This is a genomic window from Streptomyces sp. NPDC058955 (assembly GCF_042741435.1).
In the GTDB taxonomy this organism is placed as follows: domain Bacteria; phylum Actinomycetota; class Actinomycetes; order Streptomycetales; family Streptomycetaceae; genus Streptomyces.
This window is the reverse complement of record NZ_JBHYKM010000062.1, coordinates 1-14,621: the sequence shown is the minus strand read 5'-3', so window position 1 is coordinate 14,621 and position 14,621 is coordinate 1. Positions and strand designations below refer to the sequence as shown.

At 71.2% G+C, this 14,621-nt stretch carries 11 protein-coding genes and 1 tRNA gene; 8 read left to right on the top strand and 4 right to left on the bottom strand.

All coding sequences use genetic code 11. From position 1 onward, the window contains the following. Positions 1-48: 48 nt before the first annotated feature. Positions 49-2,535, top strand: coding sequence for an aminopeptidase N (pepN, locus tag ACFW1I_RS22790; RefSeq protein ID WP_384672841.1), 2,487 nt, complete (start codon positions 49-51; stop codon positions 2,533-2,535). A 1-nt stretch (position 2,536) separates the two neighbouring features. Here the strand turns inward: pepN and ACFW1I_RS22785 are convergent, their stop codons facing one another. After that, on the bottom strand, positions 2,537-3,079 hold the full coding sequence (locus ACFW1I_RS22785) for a LysR substrate-binding domain-containing protein (RefSeq protein ID WP_384672838.1): 543 nt from the start codon (positions 3,077-3,079) through the stop codon (positions 2,537-2,539). A gap of 133 nt (positions 3,080-3,212) precedes the next feature. Here ACFW1I_RS22785 and ACFW1I_RS22780 point away from each other — a divergent pair, with 133 nt between their 5' ends. Both ACFW1I_RS22780 and ACFW1I_RS22775 read left to right on the top strand, forming a co-directional pair. Continuing rightward, positions 3,213-4,598 (top strand): pyridoxal phosphate-dependent decarboxylase family protein, encoded by a 1,386-nt coding sequence (locus ACFW1I_RS22780; protein ID WP_384672835.1) that lies wholly within the window; start codon positions 3,213-3,215, stop codon positions 4,596-4,598. Next, positions 4,595-6,007: a lysine N(6)-hydroxylase/L-ornithine N(5)-oxygenase family protein gene (locus ACFW1I_RS22775; RefSeq protein WP_384672833.1), complete on the top strand. Its 1,413-nt coding sequence runs from the start codon at positions 4,595-4,597 to the stop codon at positions 6,005-6,007. Before ACFW1I_RS22780 ends, ACFW1I_RS22775 begins: the two co-directional genes overlap by 4 nt. A gap of 3 nt (positions 6,008-6,010) precedes the next feature. Here the strand turns inward: ACFW1I_RS22775 and ACFW1I_RS22770 are convergent, their stop codons facing one another. Next, positions 6,011-7,810 (bottom strand): bifunctional metallophosphatase/5'-nucleotidase, encoded by a 1,800-nt coding sequence (locus tag ACFW1I_RS22770; protein WP_384672831.1) that lies wholly within the window; start codon positions 7,808-7,810, stop codon positions 6,011-6,013. A gap of 115 nt (positions 7,811-7,925) precedes the next feature. Between ACFW1I_RS22770 and ACFW1I_RS22765 the strand changes: the two genes are divergently transcribed. The 4 genes from ACFW1I_RS22765 (at position 7,926) to ACFW1I_RS22750 (ending at position 12,762) form a co-directional block, all read left to right on the top strand. Then, the gene (locus tag ACFW1I_RS22765; RefSeq protein ID WP_384672829.1) at positions 7,926-8,642 is read left to right on the top strand and encodes an SIMPL domain-containing protein; all 717 of its coding nucleotides are present in this window, start codon (positions 7,926-7,928) and stop codon (positions 8,640-8,642) included. A 147-nt stretch (positions 8,643-8,789) separates the two neighbouring features. Beyond that, a complete protein-coding gene (gene pyk, locus ACFW1I_RS22760; protein WP_384672827.1) occupies positions 8,790-10,217 on the top strand; it encodes a pyruvate kinase in 1,428 nt (475 codons plus the stop codon). Between the two features lie 296 nt (positions 10,218-10,513). After that, positions 10,514-12,007 (top strand): NCS1 family nucleobase:cation symporter-1, encoded by a 1,494-nt coding sequence (locus tag ACFW1I_RS22755; protein ID WP_384672825.1) that lies wholly within the window; start codon positions 10,514-10,516, stop codon positions 12,005-12,007. A 26-nt stretch (positions 12,008-12,033) separates the two neighbouring features. Continuing rightward, positions 12,034-12,762, top strand: a complete 729-nt coding sequence (locus ACFW1I_RS22750) for an aspartate/glutamate racemase family protein (RefSeq protein ID WP_384672823.1) — start codon at positions 12,034-12,036, stop codon at positions 12,760-12,762. A 6-nt stretch (positions 12,763-12,768) separates the two neighbouring features. On the opposite strand, the gene ACFW1I_RS22745 is transcribed toward ACFW1I_RS22750, so the two are convergent. Further along, complete coding sequence (locus ACFW1I_RS22745) at positions 12,769-13,557, bottom strand: helix-turn-helix domain-containing protein (protein ID WP_384672820.1); 789 nt, start codon at positions 13,555-13,557, stop codon at positions 12,769-12,771. Between the two features lie 109 nt (positions 13,558-13,666). After that, positions 13,667-13,741, bottom strand: a tRNA-Leu gene (locus tag ACFW1I_RS22740). 98 nt (positions 13,742-13,839) lie between these two features. On the opposite strand from ACFW1I_RS22740, the gene ACFW1I_RS22735 reads away from it, so the two are divergent. Then, entirely contained in the window at positions 13,840-14,496 is a 657-nt protein-coding gene (locus ACFW1I_RS22735; protein WP_384672818.1) for an ANTAR domain-containing response regulator, read from the top strand. Positions 14,497-14,621 lie beyond the last annotated feature (125 nt).

Genomic DNA, 14,621 nt, shown 5'->3' with positions numbered 1-14,621 from the left:
CCACCACCCCCCTGCCCGCCGACCGGACGATCGGGCAGCATAGGGCCCATGTCCGTACTGACGCGCGACGAAGCGCAGACCCGTGCCCAGCTGCTCGACGTCCACCACTACGCGGTGGACCTCGACCTCACCGGCGGCGACGAGACCTTCGGGTCCACCAGCCGCATCCGCTTCACCGCCCGCGCCGCCGGGGACACCTTCGTCGAAGTCAAGCCGGACGCACTGCACTCCGTCACCCTCGACGGCAAGCCCCTCGACCCCGCCGCCCTCACCGAGAACCGGATCCCGCTCACCCTCACCGAGGGCGAGCACGAGCTGACCGTCGCCGCCACCATGCGCTACTCGCACACCGGCGAGGGCATGCACCGCTTCCTCGACCCCACCGACGGCGAGTCCTACGTCTACACTCAGCTCTTCATGGAGGACGTCCAGCGCGTCTTCGCCGCCTTCGACCAGCCCGACCTCAAGGCCGTCTTCGACATCTCCGTCACCGCCCCCGAGGGCTGGACCGTCCTCTCCAACGGCATCACCGAGCAGCGGGAGGACGGCCGCTGGACCGCGGCCACCACCCCGCCGCTCTCCACCTACTTCGTCTGCGTCGCCGCCGGACCCTGGCACTCGGTCCGCACCGAGCACGCCGGACTGCCCTTCGGCATCCACTGCCGCCGCTCCCTCGCGCCGTACCTCGACGCCGACGCCGACGAGATCATCGCCGTCACCAAGGCGTGCTACGACCGCTTCCACGAGAAGTTCGACGAGCCCTACCCCTTCGACTCCTACGACCAGGCCTTCGTCCCCGAGTTCAACGCCGGCGCCATGGAGAACCCCGGCCTCGTCACCTTCCGCGACGAGTTCGTCTTCCGCTCCGCCGTCACCGCCACCGAGCGGATGACCCGCGCCATGGTCATCGCCCACGAGATGGCCCACATGTGGTTCGGCGACCTCGTCACCCTCCGCTGGTGGGACGACATCTGGCTGAACGAGTCCTTCGCCGAGTACATGGGCTACCAGACCGTCAACGAAGCCTGCTCCGACCTCTTCGCCGACACCTGGATCGACTTCGGCGTCGCCCGCAAGGCCTGGGGATACGACGCCGACCAGCGGCCCTCCACCCACCCCGTCGCCCCCGACCCCGAGGCCGTCCCCGACACCGCCTCCGCCCTCCTCAACTTCGACGGCATCTCCTACGCCAAGGGTGCCTCCGCCCTCCGCCAGCTCGTCGCCTGGCTCGGCGAGACCGACTTCCTCGCCGGCCTCAACATCCACTTCAAGCGGCACAAGTTCGGCAACGCCACCCTCGCCGACTTCATCGACAACCTCGCCGCCGCCACCGACCGCGACGTCCACGCCTGGGCCGAGCAGTGGCTGCGCACCACCGGCGTCGACACCCTCACCCCCCGCCTCACCGGCGAGGGCAACCGCTGGGACCTCGCCGTCGACCACGCCGGCAGCCGCCCCCACCGCATCGAGGCCGGCCTCTACGACCGCCGCCCCGACGGCGAACTCGCCCTGCGCGAACGCCTCCTCCTCGACGTCCCCCAGCAGGAGCCCGCCCGCCTCACCGGCCCCCGCCCCGCCCTCGTCGTCCTCAACGACGGCGACCTCAGCTACGCCAAGCTCCGCTTCGACGACGTCTCCGAGGAGTCCGCCCTCCGCGGCCTCTCCCGCATCCCCGACCCGCTCGCCCGCGCCGTCGTCTGGAACAGCCTCCGCGACATGGTCCGCGACGGCGAACTGGAGCCCGCCGCCTACCTGGAGACCGCCCGCGCCCACCTCCCCGAGGAGAGCGAACTCGCCATCGTCCAGGGCGTCCTCGCCTTCGCCCGGCAGCAGATCGCCGACCGGTACGTCTCCGCCGAGGACCGCCCCGCCGCCCTCGCCACCCTCCGCGAGATCGCCCGCTGCCTGCTGCGCCGCACCGAGGACGGCGAGGAGCCCGACCTGCGCCTCACCGCCGTCCGCACCCTCGTCGACAGCGCCACCACCCCCGACCAGATCGCCTCCTGGCTCGACGAGGGCACCGTCCACGGCGGCCCCGAACTCGACCCTGAACTGCGCTGGCGCATCCTCGCCCGGCTCGCCGTCCTCGGCGCCACCGACGAGGCCGCCATCGCCGCCGAGCTGGAGCGCGACCCCAGCGCCACCGGCCAGGAGGGCGCGGCCCGCTGCCGCGCCGGCCTCCCGGACCCGGCGGCCAAGGCCGCCGCCTGGGCCGCCATGTTCGACTCCGACGACCTGTCGAACTACCTGTTCACCGCCACCGCCGTCGGCTTCTGGCAGCCCGAACAGGCCGAACTGGTCCAGGAGTACGTGGAGCGCTTCTACGACGCCGCCATCGCCCTCGGCGACCGCCGCGGCCCCGCCATGGCCGAGGCCGCCGGCCGCTACGCCTTCCCCGCGTACGCGGTCGACGCCGACTCCCTCGCCCTCGGCGAGCGCCGCCTCGCCGACGGCACCATGATCCCGGCCCTCCACCGCAAGCTGGTCGACCAGCTCGACGACCTGGCCCGCGCCCTGCGCGTCCGCGGGGCCTGAGCTAGAGCGGCCCCGACGCCCAGTCCCAGCCGGTGAGCGCGGCGTGCATCAGGCGCGCCGCGCCCGTCGGCGGGACGTCGGCCGGCCGGAGCAGGGTGAGGACCCGGCGGCAGGCGGGGTCCTCCACCTCGATCCAGGCGACCGGCGCCTGCGTGCTGCTCCGCCGGGCCATCGCCGGGATGAGGCCCACCCCGATCCCGGCGGCGGCCAGCACACCGGTGGTGCTGGGCTCGTCGCCCTCGTAGGCGATCCGCGGCGCCCCGAGCCCGGCGGAGGCGAAGAGCCGGTCGAGCAGCGCGCGCTGCCAGTGCCCGGTACGGGTGGTGACGAAGGACTCCTCGGCGAGCTCCGCGACGGACACCGAGGCGCGGCCCGCCAGCCGGTGACCGGGCGCCGTGACCAGCGCCACCGGCTCGTCGATCAGCAGCACCGCGTCCAGGTCCTGCCCGGGGACGGGCTGCGAGGCGACACAGAGGTCGATCTCCCGCGCCCGCAGCCGCCGGCCCATCTCCGCGGCCTGCATCTGGTGCAGCCGCACCTCCACGTCCGGCCGGTCCCGCCTGAAGGCCGCGGGCGGACCGGTCAGAACGGGCGGACCGCAAGCCCGCGTCCCTCGTTCGGGTCACGTGATCGCGGTCCCCGGACACGGCCCGGCGGCCCCCGGCACGCTGTCGTCCATGCGTGCCGCACCCCCGCCACCCCTCGCCGCCCAGCCCACCCCGCTCAGCCGCCTCCTCGGCATCGCCCTGGACGCCCTGCGCACCGGCGCGGACGAACGGGGCGGGCCACTGCCGGCCGGCGGACCCGCCGCGGTCACCGCACGCGTCCGCGCCACCCTCGGCGACGTCCTCCCCGAGACCGGCACCGGACCGGACGAGGCCCTGCGGACCCTGGTCCACCTGGTCGCCGCGGGCGCCGCCGACCCCGCCCACCCGCTCTGCGCCGCCCACCTGCACACCCCGCCGCTCGCCCTCGCCGCCGCCGCCGACCTGGCCGTCACCGCCCTCAACCCGTCCATGGACTCCTGGGACCAGGCACCCTCCGCCTCCGCCCTGGAGGCCGAGGTCACCGCGGCCCTCGCCGCCGAGGTCTTCCCGCGGGCGACCCGCCCCGACGCGCTCGTCACCACCGGCGGCACCGAGTCCAACCAGCTCGCCCTGCTCCTCGCCCGCGAACGCCACGGCCCCGCCCTCACCACCGTCGTCGGCGCCAACGCCCACCACTCCTTCCACCGCGCCGCCTGGCTCCTCGGCCTCCCGGCACCCGTCACCGTCCCCACCCCCCGGGGCGTCCTCGACCCCGCGACGGTCGCCCGGACCCTCGACGGCCTCGACGGACCCGTCCTCCTCGCCGCCACGGCCGGCACCACCGAGGAGGGCCAGATCGACCCGCTGCCCGCGCTCGCCGACCTCTGCGCCGAGCACGGCGCCGAACTCCACGCCGACGCGGCCTACGGCGGCCCGCTCCTCCTCAGCCGCACCCACCGGCACCTCCTGGCCGGCCTGGACCGGGCCCGTACCGTCACCCTCGACCTGCACAAGCTCGGCTGGCAGCCGGTCGCCGCCGGACTCCTCGCCGTCCGCGACCCCGCCGACCTCACCGCCCTCGGCCACACCGCCGCCTACCTCAACGCCGGCGACGACACCGAAGCCGGCCTCCCCGACCTCCTCGGCCGCTCCCTGCGCACCACCCGCCGCCCCGACGTCCTCAAGGCCGCCGTCACCCTGCGCGCCCTCGGCCGCTCCGGGCTCGGCGCCCTGGTGGACCTCTGCATGGAACGCGCCCAGGACCTGGCCGACCTGGTGGAGAAGGCCCCCGGCCTGGAGCTGCGCGACCGGCCCGTCCTCACCACCGTCCTGCTCCGCCCCGCCGGCGCCGACGACGCCCGGGTGGCCCGGATCCGACGCACCCTCCTCGCCGACGGCCGGGCCGTCCTCGGCCGCGCCGAGGCGGACGGCCGACTGTGGCTCAAGGCCACCCTGCTCAACCCCCACACCACCCCCGACGACCTGGCCCAGCTCATCTCCCTCGTGGAACTCGCGGAAGGCGACACCGACCGATGACCGGCAGCACCCCCCAGCACGACCTCGACCGCCCGCACGATCTGGTCGGCGTCGGCATCGGACCGTTCAACCTCTCCCTCGCCGCCCTCGCCGACGGCGTCCCCGGCGGGCTCGCCGCCACCTTCTTCGAACAGCGCCCCGCCTTCCACTGGCACCCGGGCCTCCTCATCGACGGCGCCACCCTCCAAGTACCCTTCCTGGCCGACCTGGTGACCCTCGCCGACCCGGCCAGCCCCTGGTCCTTCCTCAGCTACCTGCGCAGCCGCGAGCGGCTCTTCCCCTTCTACTTCGCCGAGAAGTTCCACATCCAGCGCGCCGAGTACGACGCCTACTGCCGCTGGGTCAGCGAGCGGCTCCCCGGCCTGCACTTCGGCCACCAGGTCGACTCGGTCCGCTGGAACCCCGAACGCAAGCTGTTCGAGGTCGACTTCACCCAGCTCGACCAGGACGGCGAGGCCGCCGCACTGGGCCGCGCCTACACCCGGAACGTGGTCCTGGGCGTCGGCACCGAGCCGTACGTCCCCGAGCCGCTGCGCCCGCTCGCCGACGCCCCCGGCGTCCCGGTCCTCCACTCCGCCGACTACCTCACCCACCGCGAGACGCTGCTGCGCGCCGGACACGTCACCGTCATCGGCTCCGGCCAGTCCGGCGCCGAGGTCTTCCTCGACCTGCTGCGGGCCCGCCCGGCCGGCGCCGAGCGGATCAGCTGGCTCTCCCGCACCGAGGCCTTCGCGCCCATGGAGTACTCGAAGCTGGGCCTGGAGCACTTCACGCCCGACTACACCCGCTACTTCCACGCCCTGCCCGAGCCCGTCCGAGGCGAACTGATGCCCCGCCAGTGGCAGTTGCACAAGGGCATCGACGCGGACACCATCGCCGCCATCCACGACGAGCTGTACCGCCGCACCCTGCACGGCGGCTGGCCGGACGCCGTCCTCACCCCCGGCGTCCGGGTCCGCACGGCGGGCCGGGTCGCCACCACCCAGGTCGAGCTGCACCTGGAACACGTCCAGCAGGGCAGCCGCTCCCGGCTCACCACCGACGCCGTCGTCCTCGCCACCGGCTACCGGGAGCGCCCGGTGGACCGGATGCTCGCCGGCCTCGACCCGTATCTGCGGCACGACTCGGCGGGCCGGGCGAAGATCGACGAGCGGTACCGGCTGGTCCTCGACCCGTCGGTGACCGGCTCGGTGTACGTGCAGAACGCCGAGCGGCACACCCACGGCGTGGGCGCCCCCGACCTGGGGCTCGCCGCCTGGCGCAGCGCGGTCATCCTCAACGCGCTCACCGGGAAGGAGCCGTACCCGCTGCCGCGCAGGACCGCCTTCACCAGCTTCGGCCTGGACGCGCGAGAGGCGCCGAGCATCCCGTCCCAGGACCGGAAGCTGACGCCTCTCGTGGAGCACTGAGGTCTAGAAGACCGGGACGCCGTCCCGGGTCAGCTTCCAGCCCACCGACGCGAACTGCGCCGGGTCGACCGTGCCCTTGGCCTGCACCCACTGGATGATCGTGTTGCGGATCTCGTCCGAGTTCGCCCACAGCTGCTCGGCCTTGGCGACGTGCGGGAACGCGCCGCCGCCGCTGGCGCGGTAGTTGTTGACGGCGAGGACGAACCTCGCGGCCGGGTCGAGCGGCTTGCCCTCGAAGGACAGTCCGGTGATCCGCTGTCCGGCCGGCCTGGCGATGTCGATCTCGTAGGTCAGCCCGTACACGGCGTCGTAGTTGTAGTCCGGGGTGTTGTCCGCGTTGGTGAGCTTCGCGGTGTCGACGGGGGCGCCCGCCGGGGTCTGGACGTAGTACTTCGCCGAGTACTCCAGGTAGTCCTTCAGCTGGGCGCCCGTCATCAGTCGGGCCTCCAGGGTGTTCTCGAAGGGGTAGAGGCCGGCGGCGTCCTTGATGGTGATCTGTCCGGCCGGGATGCGGGCGGTCCGGGAGAAGCAGGACGCCTGCGAGAGCACCGGCAGGGCGGCGTGGGCGCCGCCGGCCAGCGCGGCCTTCACGGTCTCGGCCTGGACGACGTTGATCAGGTCGATGATCGGCTCGTCCTTCCACGGCGCGTCGGCCGTGGTCATGGCGGCGGTGGAGGTGCCGATCACCGTGTTGACGTACTCCACGACCTTCTTGTGCTCGTCGGCGAGGAGCCCGGTGATCTCCGGGTCCTCCTCGACGGTGTTGGAGTTGAGGACCTGGGCGGCGACCTTCTCCACCGTCCAGCGGCCCTTCTCCCACACCAGGTCGAAGTCGAAGAGGGTGAGGCGCTGGCCCCACTTCAGCGGCTCGGAGAGGACGACCTCCTTGCCGGTCTCCTTGTTGGCGATCCGGTACTCGGGGATCTCGGTGTGGGCGTGGCCGACGAGGATCGCGTCGATGCCGGGGACCTGCTCGGCGACGAGCCCGGCCGCGTTCTCGATGTGGGGGAGCTGGTCACCGTACGAGGAGGTGCCGCTGGAGCCGGAGTGGGCGGAGACGATCACGACGTCGGCGCCCATCGAGCGCAGCTTCGGCACCCACTTCGCGGCCTGCTCCTCCAGGCCGGGGAAGACCATCTTGCCGTTGACGTTGGCCTTGTCCCAGATGGCGATGCCGGGGTTGGTCAGACCGAGCACCGCGACCCGGACGTCCTTGCCGTGCGGGGTGCGCAGCCGGTGGATGCTGTACGGGGGGAAGGCCGGGAGCAGCGTCTTCGCGTCGAGCGCGTTGGCGCCGAGCAGCGGGAAGTCGCACTGCTCCTCGAACTTCCGCAGCACCGGGATGCCGTAGTTGAACTCGTGGTTGCCGAGCGCGGCGGCGTCGTAGCCGATGGCGTTCATGGCCTGCGCCATCGGGTGGACCGGGCCGCCGGCCTTCGTGATGGGGTCGATCTTGGCGTAGTAGTACGAGAGCTGGGTGCCCTGGATGGTGTCGCCGGCGTCGATGAGGAGGGTGTTGCGGCGGCCCTTGGCGGCGCGGACCTGGTTCACCAGGGTGGAGATCTTGGCGAGGCCGACGTCGTTGTGGGCCTTGTCGTCGAACTCCTTGTCCGTGAAGTAGTCCCAGTTGAGGACGTTCCCGTGCAGGTCGGTGGTGCCCATGACGGTGAAGGAGTACCGCTTGGCCGGCCTGGGGCGGCGCTCCTGGGCCGCCGCGGCGGGGGCGACGGCCCCGGCGGTGAGGGCGGCCCCGGCTCCGATGGCTGCGGAGCTCTCCAGGAAGGTCCGGCGGTTCAGCGGCATGTGTGTACTCCTCGGTGTTCGTGGCGCTGTCTCAGCTGCACAACGCGCGTAGATTCTGGCTCAGACGCCTCGTGCGCAACACCCCTTTCGGGTTACGGAGTGGGAAAGTGTTCGTATGTCACTGATCCCCGGCCCCGAGGAGCCCGCCGTGACGCACACCCACCCCACCCCTCAGGCCCCGCAGGTGACGGTCCGCGGCGAGGGCCTGATCGAGGTCGAGCCGGAGCTGGCCCGGATCGCCGTCGCCGTCTCCGCACGGGGCGCCGAACGGGCCCCCGTGCTCGCCGACCTCACCCGCCGCAACGCCGAGGTCCTCGACCTGATCAGGGCACGCGGGGCGGCCGTCGCGAAGCTGGAGACCAGCGGCCTCTCCATCGCCCCCGAGCGGCCCCGCCGGGGCAGGGGCGAACAGGCCAGGATCCACCAGGGACACGTGCGGATCACCGTCGAGCTCACCGACTTCACCGCCCTCGGCGAACTGGTGCCCGAACTCGCCGACCGGGAACAGGTCGAGGTGAGCGGCCCCTGGTGGGAGCTGCGCCAGGACTCGGAGGCGTACGCGCAGGCGCGCCGGCTCGCGGTCACGGAAGCGGTGCGGCGGGCACGCGCCTACGCGGAGGCCCTGGGCACCTCCCTGGGCTCACTCCTCGAACTGTCGGACGCCGGACTCCCGGACGCGGGGCTGCCGAGGGCCGGCGGCTTCGCGCCGATGCTCGCCTCCTTCGCGGAGGAGGGCGACGGAGGAGCCCCCTCCCTCGCCCTCGAACCGCAACGCCGGACGGTGACCGCCGAGGTCATCGCACGCTTCACGATGCTGCCGCCCGCACTCTGAGACGACCGGCCCGGGGGCGCGGAAATCGCTCATCGGAGCACGCCGGCGCACAGATTCAAGTCTTGTCAACAACGTTTCACGGAAAGGTTGTTGAGTAGTCATGCCCGACCCACCGGCTACTGATGGGTAAGGCCCTAGGCTCGCCTCATGCGCCGAGCGAAAATCGTTTGTACCCTTGGGCCCGCCACCGAAACATACGACCAGATCAAGGCGTTGATCGAAGCCGGAATGGACGTGGCCCGCCTCAACCTCAGCCACGGCACCTACGCCGAGCACGAGGAGCGATACCGGCGGGTCCGCAAGGCGGCCGACGAGACCGGCCGCAGCGTCGGCGTCCTCGCCGACCTTCAAGGCCCGAAGATCCGGCTCGGCCGCTTCCGCGAAGGCCCGGTACTCCTTGAACGCGGCGACGCGTTCACCATCACCGTGGAACCGATGGAGGGCGACCGCCACACCTGCGGCACCACCTACTCCGGCCTCGCCGCCGACGTCACCACCGGTGAGCGGATCCTCGTCGACGACGGCCGCGTCACCCTGGAGGTCACCTCCGTCGACGGCCCCCGCGTGCACACCCGGGTCGTCGAGGGCGGCATGGTCTCCGACCACAAGGGGCTCAACCTGCCCGGCGTCGCCGTCTCCGTGCCCGCGCTCTCCACGAAGGACGTCGAAGACCTCCGCTGGGCACTGCGCACCGGCGCCGACGTCATCGCCCTCTCCTTCGTCCGCTCCGCCCGGGACATCGAGGACGTCCACCGGATCATGGACGAGGAGGGCCGCCGCCTCCCGGTCATCGCCAAGATCGAGAAGCCGCAGGCCGTCGAGAACATCGAGGAGATCGTCGCCGCCTTCGACGGCATCATGGTCGCCCGCGGCGACCTCGGCGTCGAGATGCCGCTGGAGCAGGTCCCGATCGTCCAGAAGCGCGCGGTCAAGCTCGCCAAGCGCAACGCCAAGCCGGTCATCGTCGCCACCCAGATGCTCGACTCGATGATCGACAACTCCCGCCCCACCCGCGCCGAGGCGTCCGACGTGGCCAACGCCGTCATCGACGGTACCGACGCCGTCATGCTCTCCGGCGAGACCAGCGTCGGCCGCCACCCGATCGAGACGGTCCGCACCATGAGCCGGATCGTCGAGGCCGCCGAGGAGGACGTCCTCGCCAAGGGCCTCCCGCCGCTGACCGAGCGGAACAAGCCGCGCACCCAGGGCGGCGCGGTGGCCCGGGCCGCCGCCGAGATGGGCGACTTCCTCGGCGCGAAGTTCCTGGTCGCCTTCACCCAGTCCGGCGACACCGTGCGGCGGCTCTCCCGCTACCGCTCGCCGATCCCGCTGCTGGCCTTCACCCCGGACCCGGCGACCCGCTCGCAGCTCAACCTGACCTGGGGCGTCGAGACCTTCCTCGGCCCCCACGTCGACTCCACGGACGCGATGGTCGCCCAGGTCGACGAGGAACTGCTGCGGATCGGACGCTGCACGAAGGGCGACGTCGTGGTGATCACGGCCGGCTCACCGCCCGGCGTCTCCGGCTCCACCAACCTCGTCCGCGTGCACCACATCGGAGACCCGCTCTCCTAGCCGCGCGCGACGGTATACCGAAAAGAGCCCCGCCACCACTCCTGGTGGCGGGGCTTCGGCATTCCCGGAGAGATTGGCATGCCATTCGCAAGTTACGGCCCAGGAACCCTTGACGGGCCCTCTCGGCGAAAACTACGTTCTGGTCCACGGAAATCGGCTTCCGCTTAGTGGAAACATCCGAATGTCCGCCCCCCAACCTCCACCGGCCGCCGGGGACCCCCCTGCCACGCGCCGCACCCCCCGCGACGCCCCCCACAGTCCCCACGGCGACCCCAGAGCACACGTGAGGGCCCCTGATGACCGCCCTGGACTCCACCCAGCCGCCCGAGACCGCGACGCCCCCCGACGGAACCACCAGCTCCGTCCTCTACACCTACGACCTCGCCCCCACCAAGAGAGAAGGCCGCCGCTGGGGCGCCTACAACGTCTTCACCCTCTGGGCCAACGACGTCCACAGCCTCGGCAACTACGCCTTCGCCATCGGCCTCTTCGCCCTCGGCCTCAACATCTGGGGCATCCTCGCGGCCTTCGTCCTCGCCTCGGTCCTCCTCTTCCTGCTGCTCACCCTCTCCGGCTTCATGGGCCACAAGACCGGCGTCCCCTTCCCGGTCATGAGCCGCATCGCCTTCGGCATCCGCGGCGCGAAGATCCCCGCCGCCGTCCGCGGCATCGTCGCCATCGCCTGGTTCGGCATCCAGACCTACCTGGCCTCCACCGTCCTCGGCGCCCTGCTCATCGCGATGTTCCCCGGCCTCCGCTCCCTGGACGAAGGCTCCTTCCTCGGCCAGTCCGCCCTCGGCTGGACCACCTTCCTCACCCTCTGGGCCCTCCAACTCGCCATCGTCAGCTACGGCATGCAGATGATCCGCCGCTACATGGCCTTCGCCGCACCCACCACCCTGATCACCATGTGCGCCCTCGCCATCTGGATGTTCGTCCGGGCCGACGGCTCCATCTCCCTCTCCATCGACGCCCCACTGGCCGGCGGCGAGATGTGGCTCCAGATCCTCCAGGCCGCCGCCCTCTGGGTGGTCATCTACGGCACCTTCGTCCTGAACTTCTGCGACTTCACCCGCTCCGCCCGCAGCCGCGCCTCCATCGTCCGCGGCAACGTCATCGGCATCCCCGTGAACATGCTGTTCTTCGCCGTCATCGTCGTCGTCCTCAGCGGCGCCCAGTTCACGCTCGACGGCCGCGTCATCACCAGCCCCACCGACATCGTCCGCACCATCCCCAACATGGCACTCCTCGCGATCGCCTCACTCGCGCTGATCGCCCTCACGGTCGCGGTCAACCTGCTCGCCAACTTCGTGGCACCGATCTACGCCCTGATCGACCTCTTCCCGCGCCGGCTGAACTTCCGCAGGGCGGGCGTGGTCAGCGCCGTCGCCGGCCTGGTGATCCTGCCCTGGAACCTGTACGACAGCCCGGTCGTCGTCAACTACTTCCTCGGCGGACTCGGCGCCCTCCTCGGCCCGCTCTTCGGCGTGATCATGGCCGACTACTGGCTGCTGCGGAAATCCAAGGTCAACGTCCCCGACCTCTACAGCGAGGACCCCGCCGGCGAATACCACTACAGCCGCGGCTTCAACCCCCGCGCCGTCGCCGCCTTCGCACCCAGCGCCGCCATCGCCGTCACCGTCGCCCTCGCCCCGTACTTCCACGCCATCGCCGGCTTCTCCTGGTTCGTCGGCGCGCTCCTCGGCGCCGCCGTCTACGCCGTCATCGCCGACCGCACCGCCCCGATCCGCGACGTGGACGGCGAAGCCATCGCCGTAACCGCCGAATGAACCCCCCTCCCACCGAAAGTCACCCGATGCGCATCCTCGTAGCCAACGTCAACACCACGACCTCGATCACCGAAGCCATCGGCAAACAGGCATCGGCGGCCGCCTCCCCCGGCACCGAGATCATCCCCCTCACCCCAGCCTTCGGCGCCGAATCCGTCGAAGGCAACTACGAGAGCTACCTCGCCGCCATCGCCGTCATGGAAACCGTCCGCGCCTACCCCGAACCCTTCGACGCCGTCATCCAGGCCGGCTACGGCGAACACGGCCGCGAGGGCCTCCAGGAACTCCTCGACGTCCCCGTCGTCGACATCACCGAAGCCGCCGCCACCACCGCGATGTACCTCGGCCGCAGCTACTCCGTCGTCACCACCCTCGACCGCACCGTCCCCCTCATCGAAGAACGACTCCACACCGCCGGCCTCAGCGCCCGCTGCGCCTCCGTCCGCGCCAGCGGCCTCCCCGTCCTCGCCCTGGAGGAAGACGAACACACCACCGTCGAGGCGATCGTCGAACAAGCCGTCCACGCCGTCGAGGACGACCGCGCCGAAGTCATCTGCCTCGGCTGCGGCGGCATGGCCGGCCTCGCCGAACGAGTACGGGAACGCACCGGCGTCCCGGTCGTCGACGGCGTCAGCGCCGCCGTGACGATCGCCGAATCCCTGGTACGCCTCGGCCTGTCCACCTCCAAGGTACGCACCTACGCACCGCCGCGCCCGAAGGCGATCCTCAACTGGCCCCCGACACCCGCGAACTGACGCAGCTCAGTGCTTGGGCCCCACGTGGGCGTCCATGAGCGCGACGGACGCCTTGCGGGCGACGGAGATGTTGTAGGGGTCGGCGCCTCGGGCGGTGGTCCTCCACTCGACACCGACCCTGGTGAGGGTGTCGCCGAACAGCTTCCGGATGTCGTCCGACTTGTTGGTGAAGAAGTACCGGGGGTACTCGTACCGCTTGCGCTCGCCGCCGACGAGGCGAGTCGTCCAGTTGGTGATCCGGCAGCCGTCGGAGTGGATGAGGCCGCGGATGAACTCCCAGGGGTACGCGTCGACGATCTCCTGCTGCCAGGCTTCGAGCACGATGCGCCGCTCATGCTTCCTCCCGGGGCCGTGCTGGGGGAAGAAGCAGGCCAGATGCAGCGAGTACACCTTGACGTTGTGGCAGCCCTTCCTGCGCACGCGACATGTGGAGTTGTCCGGAAACACCCGGCGCATGGCCCTCTCGGCCTCGTCCTGTACCCCTGGCCAGGCGTCATCGAGTGTAATCATGAGGCTCGGCGCCCGGTGGGCCGAGTAGTGGCTGATGTGCCCGTCGCCGAGATAGAGGCCCAGGAGATAGGCGTACGCTGCCGCATCCAATTCCCGGCCGTCGCAGCGGGGACACTTGGGGTCAGGCTTGCCCGGGCACTCGCCGCGTTTGGCGCGGTCCGTGTGTTTCCAGTAGCTGATCGTGCCGAGAGGGACATTGAGCTTGCGGGCGACGTCAGCGTTCTTTGTGCCGCCGCGCAGGAGCGTCAGCGCCCGCTGGCGTACCTCTGTTCCATGGAAGTGCATGCGGTCGATCGTGACTGGCTCGTGCGGACCGCATGGCGCAGATGATCAGGCTTCACGCGTGTGGGTGACGGCCAGCCATCGGATAGTCGCCTTGGAATCAAAGGAAAAGTGCCCCAGGTGGGATTCGAACCCACACTGTCCGCTGTTTGAGAGCGGCCTCTCTGACCAATTGGAGTACTGGGGCCTTAGAAAGCGAGGGCACTACGGCCCCTGCGGGGCACCACCTTACAGGAGCTAGGTAGGCTCAGGGGAGCAGTACTTGCCCCGCAACGAGGAGCCCCCGTGACCGCCCCCGAGTCGCCCCAGCCCGCCGACGACGCCGCCGAGGCGTCGCACGTCCCGCCGCTGACGACCCGCGTCGTCATCGCCGAGGACGAGGCCCTCATCCGCCTCGACCTCAAGGAGATGCTGGAGGAGGAGGGCTACACGGTCGTCGGCGAGGCGGGCGACGGCGAGGCCGCCATCGAGCTGGCCCGTGAGCACCGCCCGGACCTGGTCATCCTCGACGTGAAGATGCCCAAGCTCGACGGCATCTCCGCCGCCGAGAAGATCGCCGGCGAGTCCATCGCCCCGGTCCTCATGCTGACCGCCTTCTCCCAGCGGGACCTGGTCGAGCGCGCCCGCGACGCCGGCGCCATGGCGTACCTGGTGAAGCCCTTCAGCAAGAGCGACGTCGTCCCGGCCATCGAGATGGCCGTCTCCCGCTTCGCCGAGCTGCGCGCCCTGGAGCAGGAGGTCGCCGACCTCACCCAGCGTCTGGAGACGCGCAAGCTGGTCGACCGCGCCAAGTCGATCCTGCAGACGCAGTACGGTCTCTCCGAGCCCGCCGCCTTCCGCTGGATCCAGAAGACCTCCATGGACCGTCGCATGTCCATGCAGCAGGTGGCCGAGGCCGTCATCGAGGACGCCGAGGAGAAGAAGGCCGCGAAGGGGCAGTAGCCCGTACCGGTACACGGCAGGAGGGGGGGGGGACCGCGAGGAGGGGGGGGGGGGCGCCGGCGGGAGAGAGAAAGAAAGACAGAGAGAGAGAGAGACAGACAGAGGGAGACGGAGAGAGAGTGATG